This window comes from Staphylococcus sp. HMSC14C01 (assembly GCF_001808085.1).
GTDB lineage: Bacteria > Bacillota > Bacilli > Staphylococcales > Staphylococcaceae > Staphylococcus > Staphylococcus hominis.
Genome location: NZ_KV792029.1, coordinates 1 through 23,663 on the forward strand (window position 1 = coordinate 1; position 23,663 = coordinate 23,663).

Below are 23,663 nucleotides of genomic sequence, written 5' to 3' on the forward strand. Positions count from 1 at the left end.
CTTATCCAGATACTTTATGTCCCGAACTCTTTCTTTAAACATATTATACATAAAAAATTCATTCTACATTAAATCAAGTATAGATTTTGCAATATTCATATATGCTGCATCTTCCATAGGAGGATTATGTAGGCCCGCACGCATATTACGATAATAGCGTTGTAATGGACGATCCATTTCTAAACTTTTCGCCCCTACTATTCGCATAGCAAGATCCACTACTTCTAATCCTTGATTCATGACTAAAATTTTACTTGCAGATGTTTCATTCCAAATATTAAGTGTTTCATTATATTGATTGTAACCTCTAGCTGTGCTCCATAAAAAATGACGAGCAGATAATAAGAGTGATTCCATTTTTCCAACATTTTGTTGTACAGTAGGTAGCGTAGCAATTGTTCCATCAATACTATTAGGGGAATGCGTTTTGGCAAACTCAATAGCATAATCTCTCGCTGCTTGGGCAATACCTAAATATACACTTGGTATATGTAAAATCCATCCATTGGGTTGCGGTTTATGTTTCGTTTCTACAAAGTTTTCAAATGGAACTATAACATCATTTAATACTAAATCATGACTTTCCGTTGCACGCATCCCTAACATATTCCAATTATCTGCAATTTCTAAACCTTTACTCTCTCTAGGAATTAAAAAGAAGCCTACTTCTTGAATATCTTCTACAAATGCAGCAACAATATAATGTGTCAATGCTTTACTCATAGATGTAAATGTTTTCACACCATTTAATTTATATCCGTCTTTAGTTTTTATTGCATGCGTAGCAGGTCTTCCACCACGAGTAGGACTACCAGTATCCGCTTCACTTACTGCTCTATTTACAAGTGCGCCATTTTTTACTTCTTTTGCAAATTGATCAAGCATAGTTTGACTCCACATATGCTGTTGATATAATTGCCCTACAACGCTTAGATGCCAACCTATAGATAGTGCTGTAGCGCCATCTATAGCTCCAAGATACGATTGTAAAACGACCATATCTTCTATGGTTGCACCTTCTCCACCATATGATTTAGGTAAAGTTAACACACTATAACCTTCCTCTACAAGCCATTTTATATTGTCAAATGGGAATTTAGAGTCAATATCTTCTTTTGCTGCTCTTTGTTTAAATGTATCTTCAATTGTTTTAAATTTTTCAATCCATTTTCTTTGAATATCACTACTTATTAAAAATGAATCTAACATGACTATCACCTATTCGATATTTGATATATTTAATCATAGTTTAACACTCGGTTTTAATAATATAAAGCATCTCATTCACATAGTATAATAGAATTAAAAAAGAGTGGACAGACATTCTGTCTCACTCATTTACCCCATCATCATTCTATTGTATATATTTCTCTAATTCAGCAATTAAAGCATTAATTCTCCCGCGTTGCTCTTTTGTTACATAAACAATAACTGTTCTTTCATCTTGTATACTACGTTTTTTTGATAATAATTGTAAATCTTTTAATTTTTGTAATGCTTTAGTTAAGTAATAAGGTTTGAATTCTGAATACGTTGCAATTTCTTTTGAAGTAATTTCATCTTTTTTACTTTTAACAATATAATTTAAAATATAAATTTCTTCATAATTCAGATTATATTTTTTCTTAGTGTCTTTAAAAAACTTTTTCACTTGAAATGTTGCGTTAACTAAATCATTGATGTCTTTAATTTGTCCCATATTCTAAACCACTCCTCTGATGTACATCTAGTTGCTACAAGGTTCATGTATACTAACTACTACAACACTAAACATTTCTTATGCTATAAAAATTATTTTATAACATTTAAGTATAATATTTCAATATTTTTATGAAATTAAAATGATATTATATATTAAAATCTCATTTGCCAAATTAAATTATACATAATTATTTCATGCGTTATACACCTAAAATAACTAGTAATGTATGAGAATAAGCCTTTCTTACATCACTAGTTATTTTTATTTTTTGAAACAAATTATAATGTTAATTCCTTTTTTATCATTTTACTACAATGACTCAAGATATCATGAATTTCTTTCTTTTTTGACATATTTAACTTTATACATACTCTACGTTCATCTAGATCATCTCTTTTTTTCAAAATATAACCACTTTGTTGTAATCGTTTAATTACTAAATTTATATTTATAGACTGACAACGCGAAAAATAGTTTATCGATTTCAACGAGATATCATTTTGATTCAACCAAATAATGCCTAAAACAAGCAAATCATTTAAACTTAACTGATAGTGCTTAATATTTTTTTCAATCTTACTTAAAACTTTATAAATAGTAATTAGATATGTTAACTTGCAATAATTCATATTCTTGATTGATGTTTTAAGATAGTTATTTTCAAGTAATTCTCCAATTTCTAATAATAAATGATTCATTTTTCTTTCATACATTTCTACAGGCAAGATTCTTAATCTTCGTTGATCATTTGCATCATAAGATTTAAAAATCCAATTTTCGTGATACAAATGGCTCACAAGATAAAGTAAAGTTCGTTTAGATAAATACGTTTTTTTCATTAGTGTTTCAATATCCATACCTTGATGGCTCGTTTTATGATAATCAATAATAGCATATAGTACATTTAAGTGTTCAATATTTAGGTTTTTAGAATATTTTAAAAGTTCATCGACTGCTTTATAAAATAAAAGATAAAATAATAGTACATCCATATCATTTTTTGTCATGATGGTTGCCACCTCGCAATTTATACAACAATTCTAGAAGACAGACTTTAGTATTGCGATACAATTTTAAAGTGTTTTAAGTTTATCTCTATATCATACATATACTTACTTCATATTAAGTATGAGTAAAGGTCTAAATACTTTATCTTTTTACTTATTATTGGACTTAATCCTATTTTAGGTATGATAGTTACTTTTGGCCTCAGCTATAAGTAACTGTGCTTCATAATCTAAAGATATTTCAACCGTTTCGGTAGTCTTATATATTGGAGCAAATTGTTTTTTTCGTGCTTGACCTGGAGTCATCCCATATTTCTTACTAAATAATGCAATAAATCTCGGAAAATGATTAAATCCATGTTTATAAGCAATATCTTGAATAAATTCACTGCTATCTAAAATATCAAGTAAACATAATTTCAAACGAATATCATTAATATATTGAGCAATATTATGATAAGGTGTATGAAATTTAATCACTTGACTTAACTCTTTGTTAGACATATCAAGTGAATTCGCTAATGCTTGTTTATTAATCTTTTCATGATGATGTTCAATAATATATTCATGAACTTCATCTACAAGTGGATTGTCTAGTTTATAGTTTTGACGATGTTTTCTTTGAATGTAACCTAATTCTACACATAAATGTTTAACTAATTTATCCCTTATGTGTGGAAGTCGAGGTTTTCGACTTTCAAATTCAAGAAGATTAATAATAAATGATTCTAATTGTTTTCGTTCAATAGAAGAAAATTTATATCCTTTTTGTCTGATATAATCGTCTGCAAATCTTAAATAATCTGTGAATGAAATTTCAATTATTGCAATAACAGAGTTCGTTTCGCCTTCTATCGAATATAAATCATTTAACATAATAAATACGAGATCTCTTTTTTTCATATTATATGTATCTAAGTCTAAATTTATTTTTCCAGAACCCTTTAACCAATATATAAGTTTGATATTGGATTCTTTTTGTTTTATTATTCTCGTATTTTTTAAAAGCTTTACCGAAAAATTATCTATCATACGTCTTTCCTCTCGTTTGTAATATAAAGACTAGATATAAGCGATGACATTTCTCCCCTTTATTCACCACTTAATTCTATTGAATTATCGCTTCGATACTTGTGTATGCGTATCGGAGATCTATCTTCATATACAATTTTATGTTTTATTTCGGTATTAGCAGTAGCAATATTTTGACTTATTTTATCACTTTATTATCTTATAGTATGATTTTATTATTTTTCAATATAAACTTACTTTATTTATATATAAAGAGGACATATAAAATGATTTTTTAGTATTTGTTTAATCAAGGAATCATTCAATAGGCTAAATTATTTTGTTATAAATTATTTTTCTATTATTTTACAAAAAGATTACAAGAAAATGAGTATTTTTTTCATATTCTTCTGTAAACACTGTCATAATAGCTTTTTTTATATTAAAAAATATTACTAATAATTAAATTAACAAGCTTTTATATTATCGAAAAATTACAAATCATTAACATTCCCCACAAATTGTAATTTTTTTGATAAAGTAATTCTTGTCGTTAAGTAAAATGATTTAAAGACTAAGTTAACAAATGACTATTAAATATAAAATAATATTAATTTAATTCTCAGGAGGAAATTTATAATGAAAAAAATCGCTACAGCTACAATCGCTACTGCAGGAGTTGCCGCAATTGCTATCGCCGGACAAGGACATGAAGCTCATGCAGCTGAACAAGGATATAATCCAAATGATCCTACTTCATATAGCTACTCTTACACTATCGATCAACAAGGTAACTACCATTACACTTGGAAAGGTAACTGGAGCCCAGATCGTTTAAATCATTCTAACTATAATTATAATTATAACTACAATACATATAATAATTATTCTAATACAAATTCAACATATAGTTATAACAACTATCATACTAATAACTCAAATCAAGTTGCTAGTAATCCAACACAATCTTACACAACAAATAATCAACAAACTGGTGGTTTAGGTTCAGCTTCTGCTTCTACTTCTAATAGTAATGTAAAAGTAACTACTGTAACTGCACCGTCATCAACAGGTGTTTCAATTTCTAACTCTGTTAGCTCAGGTAGAAACTACTATACTTCTGGCCAATGTACATATTATGTATATGACCGTGTAGGTGGTAAAATCGGTTCAACTTGGGGTAACGCAAATAACTGGGCAAATGCTGCAGCATCTGCTGGTTACACAGTAAATAACCGTCCATCTGCAGGTGCAATTATGCAATCTACTGCTGGTGCTTACGGTCACGTAGCATATGTTGAAAGTGTAAATAGTAATGGTTCAATCACAGTATCTGAAATGAATTATGGACATGGTGTAGGTGTAGTAACATCTCGTACACTTTCTTCAAGTGAAGCTGCTTCATATAATTTCATTCATTAATTAAATTGATAAAGAAAAAAGATTTAGAATTCAATATGAATTCTAAATCTTTTTTTATGCATACATACAAAAAGCGTTCGAAACTTTAGTGTTTAGAACGCTTTAAGTTATCATATTAATCAAATTCGTTATTATGGATTGAATTCTCGCCACAAAAATTAAATCCACTTTTAATTCATTTTTTAGGATATCTAAAATGAATGTATTTTTTTAAATAACATCGCTACTATGTTTCTCATTAATACTTTAATCCTAATTTGTTATTTCCATATTGTAAGGGAATTAAACATCGAATTAATCATTTAATTTATTTTTTTACGTATTCCAATGCCAGTAAATCCATAAATAATTGCTAATATAGAACATAAATAACATGGTACTGCCCAAATAAAGAATTGATCAACTGAAACTCCTAATTGTTGCGCATAGTAAATACCAGATGTTCCCCAAGGAATTAATGGTAGAACCATAGTACTGGAATCTTCTAATGTACGAGATAAATTACTTCTATCTAAATTCATATCTTCAAACATGTCTTTCATAAGTACCCCAACCATAATAATAACAATTGACGCCACACCAGCAGCAAACACCAACATTAGGGACGATAGCACAGTAATAAGAACGAGGGTACCAACAGATTTAACACCTTTTGCAACAGTTTGTAACATTACATCTAAACAACCAGATTTCTCTACAATACCTGCAAATGCATAACCACAAAAAATGGTCACAATGATTTGTGTCATACTCATCATTCCACCTTGTTCAATCAATGTTTTTGCATTTTCGGTAACATGAGAATGCCCAGTCATAGATGATGTAAAACCATCAAACGTTGCTTTAAAACCATCTACAAATTTAAATCCATTATTAAACTTACCTATCAAAATAGCACTCAACGCTGAAACAAGCATAGATGGAACAGTTGAAATTTTAAATATTAAACAAATGATAATCACAATTAAAGGAATCCATACAAAAAAATTAATATTATAAATACTAGATAGTTCATTTAAAAGTACTTTTATTTGCTTAGTATTTACATTACCTTGGGAATTTAATCCTGCAAAAAACCATACGATAAGTCCAATGATTGATGCTGGAATGGTTGTCCACATCATTGCTCTAATATGAGAAAAAATGTTTACTTTTGTTACGAGTGCAGCAAGATTAGTTGTATCTGATAAAGGTGACATTTTATCTCCAAATACTGCACCTGCAATAATTGCACCTGCTGCCATTCCTTGATTTATACCAAGTTGACTTCCAATAGATATTAAGGCAATCCCAGCTGTAGACGCAGACCCCCAAGCTGTTCCGGTTGCTAAACTACATATAGCCGAAATGATAAATGCTGAAATTAGAAAATAACTAGGATTCAAAAACTTAAGTCCATAGTAGATTAATGCAGGTACAGTACCTGCGTACATCCAGCTACCTACAATAATACCTACAGCCAAAATAATGAAAATAGCAGGCATAGCTGTTGTCAATCGATGTGTAATTCCTTCTTCCAAATCCTTCCATTTTAAACCAACACGCATAGCAATAAAAGCAGCGTAGGTTGAGGCGATAAGTAACAATACTTGAATAGGGATATTGAATTTAATAAATCCAATTGTAACAACTATTACCATGACAATAATTGTAGATATTGCTTCTAGAAATGTGGGTTTTCTTTTCATATATCTGCTCCTTTTTCTTTTTTCTTAAGACCTCTTTTCTATACCAAACATTATACTTATTTTAATCCTAATTTATCTAAACCAAGTTCTTCTACTGTTAGCCCTTCATTAAAGAAATCACGTTCGAGAATAGTCGAGGCAATCGTAATTATCGCATCAATATTCGGTGTATCTACACCAATTTCACGTCCTAAACTTGACCATAATACAAGTCCATATGCGATATCTTCAGTAAGATAACGATTTTCTACAGAGTTCGGTCCTGGAATTTGTGAAAATACAGGACTTGTATTAAATAAACGATTTAGCGGTTCATCCTCGTCTTTACGTTCTAGATAACCTCGTTGAATACGCGCTTCTTTAGCAGTTAATAATTCAAAACCTAATTTACGCCCTAAAGTTAGACGTTCTAATTCTACAGCATGTAAAAGTCGCACTGTGTGTTTTGTGATACCTTCTTTATATAATGCAAATGTATCTGCATAATCTATACGACCTACATTTAATAGTGTAGGAGCTGGATGAACTTCAGGATTTCCATTTTCTAGATTCGTTTTCCACAAACTTTCTTCTTTTACTAATTGTGGATACAATTGGCTCACTTTATCAAAACATTCATTTAACTCTCTCTTATTGTACGTTGAGAAAAAGACTTTTCTTACATTAAGAGATAAATCCACTCGAGCCTCTTCAAAATCTACACGTGTTCCGTAAGTAAGGGTATTAGCTTCTGCATATTTAGGTTGAATATTAATATGACGTTCTTCTAATACATTCATAAATCGAATTGATCCCATAGCTGCTGCGATATTAAAGAAAATAATTTGTTCCGCCGTTATATAATGAGACATCACTTTTGCATAATATTCAATGTAAGATGAAGGAATCACTACTTGTATCACTTCTGCATCTTTTAATACATATTCAATATCATCACTAATATTTGTAAAAGGTACAAACGTTTCATGACCTTCATTATTAAAATCAAATCCACCTTTTTCTAACGCTCTATCAAATTTGTGAATTGATGAATTTCGACAATATAATTTGACTTCATGTCCTTGATTGACCATATCTACTGCAGCTGTAACCGCACCATTTCCTGATCCTACTATTGCAATTTTCATAGTTATCATTCCTCATTTCTCTATTTAGAATTTTTAATAGTCATCTAAAAAAATTATTATCAATAAATAAAGATGCAGATATAAATACTGCATCTTCAAAATAGTATTATTTTATTCTATAGCCTAATTTAAATTTTTACAAACACTATTAGTAGTATGATATCACATAAATCTCCATAAATGTAACCGCTTATCCTTTATGTATATATCTTTATATAAAATAAGTTTATTACAAGGTGCTGTAATATAAATTCTATTAATATTTTCAAAAAATTAGAAAATGTATAGCAAACGTGCAGTTTGCAAGAAATATTAAACAGATTTTTATTACATAGTTGTGCAAGAATTTTGAATTTTATTTACGGTAAAGTAACAATGCCCTACTACATGTTTTTATCTGATAAAGTATGACTTATCGTTAATAGCGACAAGTTAATGTTAAAACATATTCAACATATCGCTAAAATTATCCTATTGTTGAATAGTATTTGGGAGGACTTTATTTATGAAAAAATGAATTACATTATCAACACTGACAGCAGGAAGTTTAGGACATGTGGCTTATGTAGAAAGTGTAAATAGTGATGGATCAATTACAATTTCAGAAATGAATTACACAGGTGGCGCATACGTGACTGATACACGTACAATTTCAGCAAGCGAAGTAAGTGCTTATAATTATATTCATTTATCGTAAATATCTAAGATTGATATAACTTGAATATAAATATATTACCGTTTAAGATAACCTTTAAGATTATATTTTCATTAATTTAAAAGTGAGAAAATGAATTCATAATGAATTCTTTCTCACTTTTTTATTTTCTAAAATTGCATAACTCATAATTGTTTGAGAAAATATTTTTACTTATCAAAAATATTATAAGGAGTAATGGATATAATGCAATGGTTAAAGGTCATTTTATCTGGATTGATAGAAGTTGTTTGGGTTACGTGTTTAAATTACGCTCATAATACGTTTACTTGGCTCATCACTTTATTATTTATTGCTTTAAGTTTTTATTTAATGCTTTCTGCGACAAAACAACTTCCAGTAGGTACTGTTTATGCTGTCTTTGTTGGTATAGGCGCTGCAGGAACAGTTATCGTTGATATGTTATTTATTAATCACGTCATTTCACTTATGAAATTATTATTTATTATTTTATTAATTATAGGTATTATCGGATTAAAGCTTTCTACTGATGACCAATCTGAAGGAGGTCTATAAAATGGCGTGGTTATACCTTTTAGTTGCAGGATGCTTTGAGATTTTAGGTGTTGTTTTCTTAAATGAACTGAATCGTACACATAAAAAAATATATATTCTACTAGGTGCGCTTACTTTTATATTTAGTTTTAGTACTTTAAAACTATCTATGCAGACGATTTCGATGGGAACTGCCTATGCAATATGGACAGGGATCGGGACTGCTGGAGGTACCATTGTAGGTATGATTTTCTATAATGAATCAAAAAAATTTATTCGTATATTTTGTATTGGTTTAATCTTAATATCCGTAATTGCTTTAAAAATAATACAGTAACTTTATTCATATAAATTCTTTGTGTCCCTATCTTTCTTCCATTATACTTAATTTGAAAGAATACAAAGGAGTGAGATGGATGGAAAAAGTATATATAGCTGGTAAAATTCCAGAAGCTGGTTTAAATCTACTCAAAGAACATTTTGAAGTAGACATGTATGAAGGTGAAGGTATCATCGATAAAGAAACATTAAAAAAAGGTGTCAAAGATGCTTCTGCTTTAATTAGTATTTTATCCACTAATGTAGATAAAGAAGTAATTGACAGTGGTGAAAATCTTAAAATTATTGCCAATTATGGCGCTGGATTTAATAATGTAGATGTAGATTATGCACGTGAAAAAAACATTGATGTTACAAATACACCAAAAGCATCTACAGCTGCAACTGCTGAATTAACATTCGGCTTAGTATTAGCAATTGCTCGTCGTATTGTTGAAGGTGACAAACTTTCTCGTACAAAAGGATTTGATGGTTGGGCGCCATTATTCTTTAGAGGCCGTGAAGTCTCAGGCAAAACACTTGGTATTATCGGATTTGGAGAAATTGGTAGTGCAGTAGCTAAACGTGCAAAAGGATTTGATATGGATATCCTTTATACAGGTCCTCACCAAAAAAAGGAAAAAGAACGTGAAATTGGTGCTAAATACGTTGATTTAGATACATTATTAGAACACTCTGATTTTATTACAATCAATGCTGCTTACAATCCAGATATACACCACATGATTGATTCAGAACAATTTAAAAAAATGAAATCTACTGCTTATTTAGTCAATGCAGGGCGTGGACCAATCGTTAATGAACAAGCACTTGTTGATGCATTGAAGCATAAAGATATTGAAGGTGCAGCTCTCGATGTGTATGAATTTGAGCCAGATATTACTGAAGGCTTGAAATCTTTAGATAACGTAGTCATTACGCCACACATTGGTAATGCTACGTTCGAAGCTCGTGAAATGATGTCTAAAATTGTAGCTAATGATACAATTAAAAAATTGAATGGTGAAGAACCGCAATTTGTTGTTAATAAAAAATAAGGTTAAATAAAATAAGGAGTTATCATAGAATCCATAGTGAATTCTATGATAACTCCTTATTTGTCTTTTGTTTTATATAAAAATTTAGTTTGACCACTAAAAAATCGTTTTGGCATACGTTTCATGATAGCATTGCGCAATGCAACAACTAGTTTATTATCTTTTTGAGCGATATTTCCGACTTTTCGAGAACGTTTTATTACTTTTTTAGTATGTTTTACACGTAATTTATTATATCGCTGTAATGCTTTTTCTAAGTCATAAGAAGCGATACAATTAGCTAAAACGATAGCATCTTCCATTGCTTGTCCTGCGCCCTGACCCATGTTTGGCGTCATTGCATGGGCAGCATCTCCTAATAAGACTGTACGACGATGTACAAATGAAGTTAAAGGTTTTAAATCATATAAATCGTTTTTAATAATACCTGTTTCACTTTGTTTATCTAACAATGCCCTCACTTGATTAGGATAATGATTAAAATAAGCCTGCAAATGTGGTTTTTCAAATGATACATATTTAGGATCTTTTTCATTTGCATTAATTGTAATAAACCAATAGGCTTGATTATTAATTAGAGGCACAATGCCCACGCGTCCACGTCTTCCCCAATATTCATCTGCTGTATATTGATTCATTATGTCCGCTTCATCTATCATTCCTCTAAAGCATGTATAACCTTGATAAATCACTTTAGAGTCTGGGAATAATGCTTTTCTAACGATTGAATGAATACCATCCGCTCCAATACATAAATCAAACGTCTGACTTGCATGTTTTGAGAAATGAAGCATTGGCAGTTCAGATTGAACATCCACTTTAGTCACTTCATAATCAGTAAATACAGTATTAGGTTTTACATATGAAGATATTAACTCTATTAATGACTGACGAGATAATGTCACATTTAATGTTCCCTCTTTCAACTTAGCAGATGTAAGCAAATCACCTTTATCGCTATAGATATTTAATGATTTTAAATTTTGTCCGGCATTTTTGATACCTTTAGCTAAATCATGATTACCGAGTTTTTTTAAAACGTTATCACCGATACCAATACCTGCACCTACTTCTTTAATATCAGTCTTTCTCTCAAAGACTTTGACATCATGCCCTTGTTCTTGTAAAAGTGCTGCAACCGTTAAACCTCCGATACCAGCACCTATCACTGCAACTTTCATTCTATTACACCTCAATATCTCTATTTATTAGATATATAGTAATTCCTACGTATCTTATCTTTTTTTATACCCAAACGTTCATAATCTTTTTTCATATTATCTGCAATTTTATCTGCCCACTCAATATCACTCGCATATTGATGAGACCCTGGATTTTTAGGATTCCATCTCATTTGATAAAGCGTAATTTGTTCGTTTTCAAAATATTGATGACGAATAAAAGCTGCACCGCCCATAATTGCTTTACTTGGTGTTGTCCAATTATGTTCTTTAGCATAACTATGACCAGTAGCAATGGCATCTTGATCAAATGCACCAATTCCAAAAAAATTATAGTATTTATGATTATTCTCTTTAATACCATTAGCCAGTTCGGATTGACCATTTGCTGTTTCTATGATTGCATGATTCATTAAATATATAATATTCACTTGATACTTATCTTGGGCTTTTAAAAATGTTTGAGCCTGATCTGTTAAAATACCTTTATTTTTAAGTATATGTTTTACCTCATCTTCATTCATTGGAACCGTTTTAGATAGATCCATATATTTTAAATCATTGTCTTTTTTAGAAATACTCATTGCTCTTTTCACTTCATTATTATTCGCTAGAACAAACTGATTATTTTTATCAATGGTATTTAATTGGTTCGATTGGGTTTGCTTTTGAAGGGCCTCTTGAAAACTGTATCTTCGATCATTACGTAGTATATCCTTATGATTGATACAAAGTAATACAATCAATATGATGAGAACAATAATAAAAAGTATAATAGATAAACGTAACTGATTACTATTTCTATATTTCATAAATTGAAATTCCTCTAATTGTCTTATTTAGATAACATACTGTATGCAACTATAATAGCAATAATGACGATGGCAAACGAAATATTAATAATAATTTTCATGCCCGTACGATCTCGAAATAAAACATTAAAAATAACAAGACTAATTGCCAATGAAACGGCAAACATTGCTATCGCTAACATTAATTTCATCATAATTAAAAATATAATTCCTAATACAACAAAAATATTAGAAATAATAGTCATTATTTTAATAATATTTGGATGAATAAGTCCTCTCTCCTTACACTTTAATTTATACACTCTACTTTATCATAATAGATGTATACTATATTTTACAAATTCATTTCTAAAAAAACTCCTCAACATAAGTCATTTCGTTCTTATATTAAGGAGTCGTATATATTCAATTTATTCTTTAGACATACCTTTAAGTAAATTTATCATGTACGTTAAGCTACGATTCATATCATCATCTTTTAATACACTCATTAAGCTTCGTATTGTCGTTTTGGCATTTGGACTTGCTTGATTAGCTACGTGTAAGCCACTATTAAGTTTATTTAAAAATTGACTTAGTTCTTTAACTTCTATATTCCCAAGCATAAATACCATTGGAGCTAAATTTGTAATGAGTCCAGTATACATATCTTTATTTAATTCCGTAGCGAATTTATTTATAATAACTTGACGACCTTTAATACCACCGTTAATAGCATCTAAGAGTTTTGCATCATCTAAATTTTTAATAATACGAATAGCTTTTAAAATACTATCCTTATTTTCAACAATTGCATCTGTAACTTCATTCAAACTTTCCAACTTAAGTTGTTCTTTTGATTTTTCAAGACGATTAATTTTAGTTATTCTTTCAGCCATATTAATCCACCACATTTCCTGGGAAAATATAATCCTTACGTTTCCATTTTTTCTGAACTTGGACACTATATTGCGGATGACGATGTTTATCTACACGGAAATTCGTTGGATTTAAGGGAGATTTACCTTTTCTAGTTATAACCTCTAAACGACAATGTGTACGTTTATAAGATGGTGTGTGTGTAGCATAATCCACGTCACTATTAGTTAATTTATTTATAGCACCTATATCGCCATTACTCATAGCATCATTATTTAAAGGAATATATATTTCTTTTCCTTTAACTCTATCAGTAATTGTAGCAACTAAAGTAGCTTCTCCTGTATCAGAAATAAGTTTTACTTCTGCACCCTCATGGATATCGCGATCTTTGGCTAATTCAGGTGAAATTTCTACAAATGCGTGAGGCATTTTATATTTAATCATTTCTGTTTGATATGTCATATTTCCTTCATGGAAATGTTCTAGTACGCGACCATTATTTACATGTAAATCATATACTTCATCTTCTTTAAAGAAATTATCAAATGTTAATTCAAATAATTTTGCACGTTTATTATCGAAATTAAAGCCATCAAGATATAATGTAGGTTGATCTGTACCATCTGGTGCTACAGGCCATTGTAAACTGTTAAAACCTTCTAATCTTTCATAGCTAACACCTGAATAAGACGGTGTTAAGCGTGCAATTTCGTCCATGATTTCTGAAGGATGACTATAATTCCAATCAAAGCCCATTCTTTTAGCAATCAATTGGAAAATTACCCAGTCAGGTTTTGAGTCACCTAAAGGTGATAGTGCTTGATTAATACGTTGGATTCTACGCTCTGTATTTGTATATGTGCCATCTTTTTCTAATGAAGGACTAGCTGGTAACACAACATCTGCATACGTTGCTGTAAATGTTAAAAATTCATCTTGAACTACCAAAAATTCAACTTTTTCTAATGCAGATTGTACATAGTTAATATTTGAATCTACAATTCCAGTATCTTCACCATACAAATATAGTGAATGAATTTGTCCTTCATGAATACCATCCATCATTTGATGATTATCTCGACCAGGCGTTGGATTCAATGTAACACCATACTCTTTCTCAAATTTCGATCTAATTTCATCATTGTGTATCATTTGATAACCTGGAAATTGGTCCGGCATACTTCCCATATCACTTGCACCTTGAACATTATTGTGGCCACGTAATGGATAAGCCCCTGTGCCAGGTCTTCTATAGTTACCTGTTACAAGAAGAAGATTTGAAATTGCTGTACTTGTATCACTACCAATATCTTGTTGTGTGACACCCATTGCCCAACAAATAGCTACAGATTCTGCTTTTGCGCATTCTTCCGCAAAACTAATTAATCGCGTTTTTGAAATTCCTGTAACCTCTTCAGTATATTCTAATGAAAATGGAGTTAATGATTCATAATACTCATCAAAATTGTCAACCCACTCTTTAATAAATTCAATATCATGTAAATGATGATCGATAATATATTTTGTCACAGCGCTCAACCATACTAAGTCTGTACCAGGTTTAGGTTGATAAAATTCATCTGCACGTTCAGCCATTTCATGTTTACGAATATCAAAGACATGCATTCTTTGTCCAAACAATTTCTGTGCACGTTTAATTCTTGAAGCAATAACTGGATGTGCTTCTGCTGTATTTGTACCAATAAGTACCGTCATAGTTGCTTTTTCCAAGTCATCAATAGAACCTGAGTCCCCGCCATGTCCTACCGTTCTAAATAATCCTTTTGTAGCAGGTGCTTGACAATATCTCGAACAATTATCAATATTATTTGAACCAAATACTTGGCGAGAAAGTTTTTGCATTAAGTATGACTCTTCGTTTGTACCTTTTGAAGAGGCGATAAATGCTAGGTGATCGCCACCATATTCATTTTTAATGCGCTTAAAGTTCTTTTCTATAACATCGAGGGCTTCTTCCCATTCAACCTCATGAAATTCACCATTTTTACGTACTAAAGGTTTAGTTAAACGTTGATCCGAATTAATGTGTCCCCACGAGAATTTGCCTTTTACACAAGTAGAGATTTTATTTGCTGGAGAGTCGTGTGATGGTTGAACTTTTAAGATTTCTCTATCTTTTGTCCATACATCAAATGAACATCCTACACCACAATATGTACATACTGTTTTAGTTTTGTTAATTCTTTCTTTACGCATCTCTGCTTCAGAATCCGACACAGCAAATAACAATCCATCACCTGGTTCAGCTTTTTTAGTTAAATCAATCATAGATGCTAATGAACCCGGTTCTGTATCAGTTAAATATCCCGCATTGCCCTCCATATTGACTTCCATCATTGCATTACATGGACACACTGTCGCACATTGACCACATGATACACAAGACGATTCATTTATTGGAACATCATTATCCCAAATCACACGTGGGTGCTCACGATCCCAATCTATAGAAAGTGTTTCGTTAACTTCCACATCTTGACATGCTTCTACACATCTACCACATAGGATACATTGGTCTGGGTCATAACGATAGAAAGGACCATAATCTTTCTCATAAGGCTTTGTTTTATATTCATATGATTGTTCTTGTAATCCCCATGCATCCATTGCATTGTGAATCTCACAATCACCGTTATTATAATCACATACTGTACAATACAGCATATGTTTTTCTAAAATTCTATCTAATGCTTCTTTTTGGCTAGCTTTCAATCGTTTATTTTGAGTATTGACTGACATCGGACGGTCAACTACTGTACTACACGCTCGTTCAACTTTACCATCAATTTCAACCATGCAAGTATCACAGGTTTGAATTGGACCCATGGATTCGTTATAGCAAATTGAAGGAACGAAAGTATCACGAGATTTAATAAATTCAAGTAAATTTGTTCCAGGTTCTACAAGGTAATCCACATCATCTAGGGTTAAAACTAAATGTTCTTGCATTGCTTTCCCCACCTTATATTTATATTCCATAAACAACCAATTTCATTAAGATTCTGTATTATTTCCCCATATTCAATACAGAATTAATATTATTGTATAACTAAAATCATATAATGTTAAGGCTTTCAATCATATCTATTGACCTTTCTTTATTCTTTTAAATAAAGAATATACTTTTAAATTTTTATATCTTTAAATAAAAAATCTGAGACCTATAAATTAGTCTCAGATTTTTTAATTGCTATATATTTTTTTTATTTTTTCAAATTATTATTTAATACCTCTGTCATTTGCACTTTTGAACTTTCATTAGGAATAAAATACCATAATCCATCATTTTGAATACTACCTGTCCCTTCTAGCTGATGACGATTAACTGTATCATTAGCCTCTTTATAATGACTTCTAATTTCATTTAAGTCTCCTAATGTTAAATCAGTTGTGACGTTCTTTTGAATTTGAGTAATTAATGATGGCAAATGTGTAATCACTGAAGAACTAACCATTTTATTTGCCATAGCTTGTAAAACTAGTTGTTGACGTTCTTGACGTCCAAAATCACCACCTGCACCTGTTTCTTTACGACTTCTAATAAATGCCATGGCTGTATCTCCATCAACATGAGTAGATTGCCCTTTAGTAAATGTTGTACCTTGAACTGTAAATGTATCATTACTTACTATGTTAACACCGCCTACCGAATCAATCATGTCGTGTAATCCATCCATATCAATAGTAGCGTAGTGGTCTATTGGCACATTCATTAGTTTTTCTAATGATTTAACAGCCATGGTAGGCCCCCCATAAGCGTAAGCATGATTAATTTTTTCAGTTGTACCTCTTCCTACGATTTCTGCTTGAGTATCACGTGGAATACTTACAAGCTCAGTCGTTTTTTTCTTTGGATTCACTGATAAAATCATTATTGTATCACTACGTTCACCATCATTTGTGCTTTTACGTTGTGCATTAGAGTCAACACCAAATAAGGCAATTGTAAATGGATCTCCATTTTTTAAATTAACATTATGAGAACGCAATTCAGATTGTTGACGATGAAGCGGGTTATGAATTTTATTACCTGTTATCAATATCGTTGTCGCGATAACGGCTACAGTAACGACAGCTAACACAACAAGTATACTAATAATCCATTTCATTATTTTACTAGAGGAACGTTTTTTTCTATCAGGACGTTGCATCTTCCTCCTCCTATTCTACTTATATTAAAATATATCTCCATTATTATATATTAAATGATTTAATTTACTATACAACTTTAGTAGGAAATATATTAAATAACTAAGAAGAGAAGGATTAGTGTTTATCATTAATAATAGCTAATATCTCCTCGTAGCACCCTTTATTACTAATAATAAAGGGGCCACCTTTAGCGAAATCAAGATGTTGTCCATCCATCTGTGTCATCACTAATCCTAATTCTCTGGCGAATAAAAACTGTGCTGCGATATCCCAAGGTTTAGGATTAGTATTAAAATGTGCTCCAAATTGTCCTTTTATCACTCGCACTGAATCTAATCCGCAAGCTCCTATATATCTCACACTAAAAGACGATTGATACAAAGCTTTACTTAATTTTTCATTCACGTATTCTGAACCAAATGAAACAATAGTATCTTTAAGCGATAATACTTCTGGAGACTCAAGTTTGACATTATTCATGAAGGCCCCCTTACCTTCAATTGCTTTATATATTATTTTATGAGCGTAGTCATAAATATAAGATAATTTAGGTTGTCCATTTTCAAAGTAAGCTAAAATAATACAATAATCTTCTTGTTGTTTCACTAAATTGGCTGTTCCATCAATAGGGTCCATAATCCAAAGGTGTCCCTGATAAGGTTCAATACCCTCATTATTTTTTTCTTCAGCTAATAACTGATGTGTAGGAAAATACTTTTCCAGATAGGCCTCGAAATCATTTTGTATTTGTTTATCTACATTTGTAACTAAATCGAATCGATTTTCTTTTGTTTCTGTAACCATGTTTTTAATTAAATTAGGAATAATACCATCTAAATGTTGGAACCAATCCGTAATATGCTTATCTATAAATTGAAGTTGTTGTTTTTGCATGATGTCACCTCAACGTTTTTATTCATCTTATCATATAACATATTATTTTTTTTAAATAAAAAATCGGCTAGTCATTTGCTAGCCGACAAAATAGAAAGGAAAGTAAGTAATAAATATTGAAGATGTTTCGATGTAACCCGAACGATTCACCTTGAGCTATCTGTTATACAGCCCCTACCCCTTTGTTTGAAATCGTTCTACCCTGTTACAAATACTATATTAGCATAATTATCTAATGATTGTAAGCGTTTTCTAAATAAAAATAGTTTATTATTACACTTCCAATCAACTTATTACTAAAAATGTCTTGAATCTCAGTCTTATGTTATAATTAATGTAATATGTAATGTTCATAGGTGGTGAGTATATTGAATAAAATGGAAAGACAAAATCAAATTATTTCATTAATTCAACAAGGACATAAAATCAATGCGTCTGATTTAGCAAAACAATTTAATGTCTCTACCCGTACAATTACTAGAGATATTGATGATTTAGAATCTAAAGGAGTTCATATATACGCTCATAAAGGAAGACGCGGTGGATATGAAATTCAAAATACTGATCATTATTTTCATCTTAAATTAAATGAATCCGAACTTATTGCACTATTTTTAACTTTGCAAGAAAGTCAATCTCACTCTACATTACCTTACACTCAAGACATTCATTCAATTATAAACCAATGTTTAAAAACACCTAATACACAAATGCTAAAAATACTGAAACATATCTCCAATAATATTAAATTAGAAGATACACATTCTCTAACATTACCACATTTGTTTTCAGATATTTTAATTTATAGTAACGAAAGACATGTTATGCTTGTTGACTTTTCAGAAAATAATGAAATTACTGCAGAAAATGTGATATTCATCGGCTTACTGTGCCGTAACGGTCAATGGTTTGCTATTGTTTATGAAATTGGATTCGGTAGAACTCGTGAATTATCAATATTGAATATTGTTGATATTTCTTATTCATTTGAAAAAAAAATTCAAACATACGATATTACTATTCATAACTATAAGGAATTTCTACAACCTAAAAACAATGAATAAAGTGAGTATTGAAGAAATTTTCGTGTATTCTCACTTTCATTCTCAAATACTAAATGCTTACATACCAAATATCCTTAACACCCTCTTTTAAAGGATGAGTATACCATGCATTATAAAACCTTAATATACGATCAACACATTTTAATTCAATTATTAATTTTACTAGAAAAAGCTAAATATTATTATTTTATGGACATAGCACATTTATCTTTGGGAATTAAAGATTACAATAATTTTATTAATCATTGTCGTGCGCATTTTAAACATAATCAAATAAATAGTATTTCATCTCATTGTTCTGATTCACAAACGTATTGCTTCGAACAATACAATGAATTGATGACTCATTTAAAACAAATCCCTCTTCAAAATTTTAAAAATGGAAATTTAATCGTCGATTTGCAAGAACGTCAAAATCATATTTATAAAGTTTATAATCAAATTAATAATTATCAATAACCTTATTTTTTCGATAAGTTTAGTAGGTAAATTGTCATTGTAATTTATAGTATGTATAATAATGCTTGATTAATATTAAGTAAAAACTGCATACTGTTTTTTAATTCACGAAATAATGTCATATTGGTGGGAGAATATCACATTATTTCGGTAATCCTGTTACGTAAACCTTTACTTAACTTAATCACTTTACAGTTATTTATCGATATTTGTGGGAATTTAGATGTAATATATGATGTATTCACATGCCTAGATAGAGATGTTTTCATTTTCATCTATCTATTTATGATGAAAGAAAAACTTTTAATAAATTAGGTGATTGGATGACAAATATTTTAAGTAGGATAGATGAAGTCTACGCTTCGTCTTCTAAAAGTGAACAGAAACTTTCACGTTTCATATTAAATTCTCCACATAAATTAGTTTCAATGTCTAATGAAGCGATTGCAGATGAGCTTAATATTAGTGTGTCTACTATGAATCGTTATAGTCAAAAATTAATTAATCAAAATTTTAAAGCTATACGCGATGAAATTAAGCAATGGTTTCCTAAACAAGTCACACCGTATAATATCAAGTTAGTAGAAAATGAATCAGTAGAAAGCTTAAAACAAAAATTATATTTTCAAACTAAAGCGTCGTTAAAACAAAGTAATCATTTTATAGATCACCAAACTATTGACGCTATTTGCGAAACATTTAAACAGGCACATACCATTTTTCTATATGGTTATGGGAGTTCATACGTGTGTGCGCTTGAATTTTATCAGAAATTATCCCGTATTGGTCTCAATATTCAATTAGTTCAAGATACACATTTACTAACTACAATGTTGTCTACACATAATAAAAATGATTGTGTCGTTTTTATTACCCATAGTGGTGAACAGAGCGAACTACAAGCAATGGTAAAAGTCGTTAAAGATTTTAACCTTTCAATGATTACAATTACAAGTTCTAACAATAATTCAATTGCAAAAGATTCTGATTTAGTTTTAACGTATAATGAAGATTATAAAAACGAACTGTGTATGAGTGCGACAACTGCATTATTTGCACAATTATATACGATTGATATTATATTTTACCGCTTTATAGCACGTAATTATCACGCTTCTTTAGACTATATGACACAGTCAAAGATTTCATTAGATAATTACCACAAGTATTTATCAAAAATTGAATTTAAACATTAATAAAAAAGGAGTGGGATAAAACTCATTGTTCCACTTCATTCCCAACTTATGTTGGGCGTCGACGTTCTTTTTGAATGACTTTATGTTGGGGTCTCGGTCTACAATTAAAAAAACTTGATATTAGTCTATGTTTAATTTAGGGATTTACTATCCAAACGTTAAAAAATCTGAGACGTTTATGCACGTCTCAGATTTTTTATTATATATTTTTATCGTTATTTTACTCTTTTTATAGCATCATTTTTGTGATGACCGCGAATAAAGTAATACACTGTAACCCCTGCTAAGACAATAATACCTATAACCACTGAAATAACTGTGTCTTTATTAAATAACATACCAATTAAAACAATGAGTAAAAAGATAATTGTCATAACACTAGAAATTGTGCCTCCTGGCATTTTAAATGGATGATTTTCAACCTGTTCTGGATGTAATTTTCTGAAACGAATATGACTGATTAAAATCATAAACCATGGAATCATACCTGGTAAAATAGATGCACTATAAACATACACGAAAATACTATCAGCGCCTTTTATAAATAAAGGTAAAATAACATTTAATAATGCTCCAATTAAAATACCAATTGCAATAGTTAATACAGGATAAAATGGCACACCATTTTTCATTACACGTGTAAAGATTTTAGGCATTTGCCCTTTTTGAGCAAGTGTATATATCATACGACTTGCACTAAAAATACCAGAGTTACATCCTGATAATGCAGCAGTTAATACAACAAAGTTGATTAAACCTGCGGCAAATGTAATACCAATTTTAGAGAATGTAGCTACAAAAGGACTACCAATACTTTCTAATTGATTCCAAGGGTATATTGAAACAATAACAAAAATAGCACCTATATAAAAAATTAATATACGCCATATAACACCATTTACAGCACTTTTAATATTCTTTTGAGGATTCTTTGTTTCACCTGCAGTAATACCAATTAGCTCAACCCCTTGATAAGAACCAATAACGATTGAAAGTGCAAAGAAGAAACCAACTAATCCATTTGGCATAAATCCACCATGTTTCCATAAGTTAGAAATACCGATAGGGTGTCCTCCATTACCAATTCCAAAGAAAATCAATCCTAATCCAGCAATAATCATTAATACAATTGTTACCACTTTTATCATTGCAAACCAAAACTCAAATTCTCCAAACGCTTTAACTGAAGCTAAGTTTGCTATTAATAATAATACTACTGCAATCACGCCTGGTATCCATTGTGGTAAATGAGGGAACCAATAATTCATATACTCACCTACGGCAATGACTTCACTCATCCCAACGACAATCCATTGGAATATATTACTCCACGCTGTCATATAGCCAGCAGCTGGATGTATGTATTCACTAGCAAATGTTGCAAATGAACCTGTTGTTGGATTTAAATAAATCATTTCTCCCATTGCTCTCATTATTAAAAATAAGAATATCCCTGCGATTAAATACGCAAAAATAACTGATGGTCCAGTCCATTTAATTGTACTTGTTGCCCCCATAAATAAACCTACACCGATTGTCCCACCCAGCGCAATCATTCTAATTTGACGTGCACTCAGTCCCCTATGTAATTCATTATTATCCATAAAAATACCCCATCTCTATTTGGACTAAGGTGCGATACTTTTAACCTTTAGAAAATATTTATTACGTTTTCTTAGTCGACATATCCTTTACCTTATTGAAGTTATTATACTATAATTTTCAGAAAATAAAATATATTTTTTAAATTCTGTCGAAAGCGGTTTCGTCAATTTACTTAAATTTTTTTACTTTTTGCAAAAATGAATAATCTAATATTTGTGTTATTGGGTTATTTTTAGTTGAGAATCATATTACTAAATTAATATATTTAATTGATACTTTAGCAGTATGCTATACTGCTTATATAGACTTAAAGGAGTTTAACCTTATGCAGCATTTATTAAAAAAGGATATGAAGGTATCTATTATTTTTGCTATTGTGTTCTTTTTACTGAACTTTTTTAGTGAACAACAACACATGGTAAGTTTGCTTATACTACGAACGCTTTTAGCAACTTTAGTATTTTTCTTACTATACTTAATTGTATTTTCAATCTTTAATTCTGATCAACGTAAAATAAAATTTAGTATTACTTTATCTATCGCTGTTATAATCTTTTTAATTATAGGAACATTATTATCTTCTCCAAAGTTCGGTGTTTTAACAGGAATCTGTGTAGGTATTATTGCAGGATTTATATGGGAATGGATTGAAAAAAGAAAAGGAGAATAAATATATGTCAGTCACTATTGGTATAATATTAATTATTGTTTTATTATTTTTAAGTCTCATACCAAATTATAATGCAATGAAACAAGCTAAATCTCAAGGATCTAAAAGCACTAGATTTACCGTAATGGTAGGTATTGATGCGATTTTAATTGTTTTATTAGTCTTTACAATTATTCTAAAAATAATTATTTAATAAAAAAGGAAC

At 30.3% G+C, this 23,663-nt stretch carries 23 protein-coding genes and 1 pseudogene; 10 read left to right on the forward strand and 14 right to left on the reverse strand.

Features of this window, described 5'->3' with window-relative positions:
• Nucleotides 1-63: 63 nt before the first annotated feature.
• The 4 genes from HMPREF3131_RS04895 to HMPREF3131_RS04910 all read right to left on the reverse strand — a co-directional run bounded on the left by HMPREF3131_RS04895 (nt 64) and on the right by HMPREF3131_RS04910 (nt 3,612).
• On the reverse strand, nt 64-1,209 hold the full coding sequence (locus HMPREF3131_RS04895; protein ID WP_017174876.1) for an acyl-CoA dehydrogenase family protein: 1,146 nt from the start codon (nt 1,207-1,209) through the stop codon (nt 64-66).
• 145 nt (nt 1,210-1,354) lie between these two features.
• Complete coding sequence (locus tag HMPREF3131_RS04900) at nt 1,355-1,699, reverse strand: transcriptional regulator, SarA/Rot family (RefSeq protein WP_017174877.1); 345 nt, start codon at nt 1,697-1,699, stop codon at nt 1,355-1,357.
• 281 nt (nt 1,700-1,980) lie between these two features.
• Entirely contained in the window at nt 1,981-2,709 is a 729-nt protein-coding gene (locus tag HMPREF3131_RS04905; protein ID WP_017174878.1) for a transcriptional regulator, SarA/Rot family, read from the reverse strand.
• Nucleotides 2,710-2,886: 177 nt separating this feature from the next.
• Nucleotides 2,887-3,612, reverse strand: coding sequence for a helix-turn-helix domain-containing protein (locus HMPREF3131_RS04910; RefSeq protein WP_228451891.1), 726 nt, complete (start codon nt 3,610-3,612; stop codon nt 2,887-2,889).
• Between the two features lie 747 nt (nt 3,613-4,359).
• On the opposite strand from HMPREF3131_RS04910, the gene HMPREF3131_RS04915 reads away from it, so the two are divergent.
• Nucleotides 4,360-5,142 carry a CHAP domain-containing protein gene (locus HMPREF3131_RS04915; RefSeq protein WP_049420000.1) on the forward strand — a complete coding sequence of 261 codons (783 nt, stop codon included), beginning with the start codon at nt 4,360-4,362 and terminating at the stop codon, nt 5,140-5,142.
• 302 nt (nt 5,143-5,444) lie between these two features.
• Here HMPREF3131_RS04915 and nhaC read toward each other — a convergent pair whose 3' ends face one another.
• Together nhaC and HMPREF3131_RS04925 are read right to left on the reverse strand one after the other, a co-directional pair.
• Nucleotides 5,445-6,830 carry a Na+/H+ antiporter NhaC gene (gene nhaC, locus HMPREF3131_RS04920; RefSeq protein ID WP_048680488.1) on the reverse strand — a complete coding sequence of 462 codons (1,386 nt, stop codon included), beginning with the start codon at nt 6,828-6,830 and terminating at the stop codon, nt 5,445-5,447.
• 56 nt (nt 6,831-6,886) lie between these two features.
• Nucleotides 6,887-7,957: an NAD/NADP-dependent octopine/nopaline dehydrogenase family protein gene (locus tag HMPREF3131_RS04925; RefSeq protein WP_002448510.1), complete on the reverse strand. Its 1,071-nt coding sequence runs from the start codon at nt 7,955-7,957 to the stop codon at nt 6,887-6,889.
• 541 nt (nt 7,958-8,498) lie between these two features.
• On the opposite strand from HMPREF3131_RS04925, the pseudogene HMPREF3131_RS10990 reads away from it, so the two are divergent.
• The 4 genes and pseudogenes from HMPREF3131_RS10990 to HMPREF3131_RS04940 form a co-directional block, all read left to right on the forward strand.
• Nucleotides 8,499-8,654: pseudogene (locus tag HMPREF3131_RS10990) on the forward strand (CHAP domain-containing protein); the annotation flags it as partial.
• A gap of 204 nt (nt 8,655-8,858) precedes the next feature.
• Nucleotides 8,859-9,188, forward strand: coding sequence for a DMT family transporter (locus tag HMPREF3131_RS04930; protein ID WP_048681895.1), 330 nt, complete (start codon nt 8,859-8,861; stop codon nt 9,186-9,188).
• A gap of 1 nt (nt 9,189) precedes the next feature.
• Nucleotides 9,190-9,504 (forward strand): DMT family transporter, encoded by a 315-nt coding sequence (locus tag HMPREF3131_RS04935; RefSeq protein ID WP_017174884.1) that lies wholly within the window; start codon nt 9,190-9,192, stop codon nt 9,502-9,504.
• A 79-nt stretch (nt 9,505-9,583) separates the two neighbouring features.
• On the forward strand, nt 9,584-10,543 hold the full coding sequence (locus tag HMPREF3131_RS04940) for a 2-hydroxyacid dehydrogenase family protein (protein ID WP_017174885.1): 960 nt from the start codon (nt 9,584-9,586) through the stop codon (nt 10,541-10,543).
• Nucleotides 10,544-10,599: 56 nt separating this feature from the next.
• On the opposite strand, the gene HMPREF3131_RS04945 is transcribed toward HMPREF3131_RS04940, so the two are convergent.
• The 7 genes from HMPREF3131_RS04945 to HMPREF3131_RS04975 form a co-directional block, all read right to left on the reverse strand.
• Nucleotides 10,600-11,724, reverse strand: a complete 1,125-nt coding sequence (locus HMPREF3131_RS04945; protein ID WP_017174886.1) for an FAD-dependent monooxygenase — start codon at nt 11,722-11,724, stop codon at nt 10,600-10,602.
• A 20-nt stretch (nt 11,725-11,744) separates the two neighbouring features.
• A complete protein-coding gene (locus tag HMPREF3131_RS04950; protein WP_048762113.1) occupies nt 11,745-12,536 on the reverse strand; it encodes an N-acetylglucosaminidase in 792 nt (263 codons plus the stop codon).
• 23 nt (nt 12,537-12,559) lie between these two features.
• Nucleotides 12,560-12,781: a hypothetical protein gene (locus HMPREF3131_RS04955; protein ID WP_017174888.1), complete on the reverse strand. Its 222-nt coding sequence runs from the start codon at nt 12,779-12,781 to the stop codon at nt 12,560-12,562.
• 165 nt (nt 12,782-12,946) lie between these two features.
• Nucleotides 12,947-13,414, reverse strand: a complete 468-nt coding sequence (locus HMPREF3131_RS04960; RefSeq protein WP_070436504.1) for a helical membrane plugin domain-containing protein — start codon at nt 13,412-13,414, stop codon at nt 12,947-12,949.
• 1 nt (nt 13,415) lies between these two features.
• The gene (gene fdhF, locus HMPREF3131_RS04965; RefSeq protein ID WP_070436505.1) at nt 13,416-16,367 is read right to left on the reverse strand and encodes a formate dehydrogenase subunit alpha; all 2,952 of its coding nucleotides are present in this window, start codon (nt 16,365-16,367) and stop codon (nt 13,416-13,418) included.
• Nucleotides 16,368-16,621: 254 nt separating this feature from the next.
• Nucleotides 16,622-17,569, reverse strand: coding sequence for an LCP family protein (locus HMPREF3131_RS04970; RefSeq protein ID WP_048762117.1), 948 nt, complete (start codon nt 17,567-17,569; stop codon nt 16,622-16,624).
• A 115-nt stretch (nt 17,570-17,684) separates the two neighbouring features.
• Nucleotides 17,685-18,464, reverse strand: coding sequence for an inositol monophosphatase family protein (locus tag HMPREF3131_RS04975; protein ID WP_048762118.1), 780 nt, complete (start codon nt 18,462-18,464; stop codon nt 17,685-17,687).
• Nucleotides 18,465-18,832: 368 nt separating this feature from the next.
• Here HMPREF3131_RS04975 and HMPREF3131_RS04980 point away from each other — a divergent pair, with 368 nt between their 5' ends.
• The 3 genes from HMPREF3131_RS04980 (at nt 18,833) to HMPREF3131_RS04990 (ending at nt 21,183) form a co-directional block, all read left to right on the forward strand.
• Complete coding sequence (locus HMPREF3131_RS04980) at nt 18,833-19,528, forward strand: helix-turn-helix transcriptional regulator (RefSeq protein ID WP_070436506.1); 696 nt, start codon at nt 18,833-18,835, stop codon at nt 19,526-19,528.
• Nucleotides 19,529-19,633: 105 nt separating this feature from the next.
• The gene (locus HMPREF3131_RS04985) at nt 19,634-19,987 is read left to right on the forward strand and encodes a hypothetical protein (RefSeq protein ID WP_017174894.1); all 354 of its coding nucleotides are present in this window, start codon (nt 19,634-19,636) and stop codon (nt 19,985-19,987) included.
• A gap of 323 nt (nt 19,988-20,310) precedes the next feature.
• A complete protein-coding gene (locus HMPREF3131_RS04990) occupies nt 20,311-21,183 on the forward strand; it encodes a MurR/RpiR family transcriptional regulator (protein ID WP_017174895.1) in 873 nt (290 codons plus the stop codon).
• 215 nt (nt 21,184-21,398) lie between these two features.
• Here the strand turns inward: HMPREF3131_RS04990 and HMPREF3131_RS04995 are convergent, their stop codons facing one another.
• Nucleotides 21,399-22,787: an amino acid permease gene (locus tag HMPREF3131_RS04995; protein ID WP_019835274.1), complete on the reverse strand. Its 1,389-nt coding sequence runs from the start codon at nt 22,785-22,787 to the stop codon at nt 21,399-21,401.
• Nucleotides 22,788-23,113: 326 nt separating this feature from the next.
• Here HMPREF3131_RS04995 and HMPREF3131_RS05000 point away from each other — a divergent pair, with 326 nt between their 5' ends.
• Together HMPREF3131_RS05000 and HMPREF3131_RS05005 are read left to right on the forward strand one after the other, a co-directional pair.
• Nucleotides 23,114-23,458 (forward strand): hypothetical protein, encoded by a 345-nt coding sequence (locus HMPREF3131_RS05000; RefSeq protein WP_017174897.1) that lies wholly within the window; start codon nt 23,114-23,116, stop codon nt 23,456-23,458.
• A gap of 4 nt (nt 23,459-23,462) precedes the next feature.
• Nucleotides 23,463-23,651, forward strand: coding sequence for a hypothetical protein (locus HMPREF3131_RS05005; RefSeq protein WP_002448560.1), 189 nt, complete (start codon nt 23,463-23,465; stop codon nt 23,649-23,651).
• Nucleotides 23,652-23,663 lie beyond the last annotated feature (12 nt).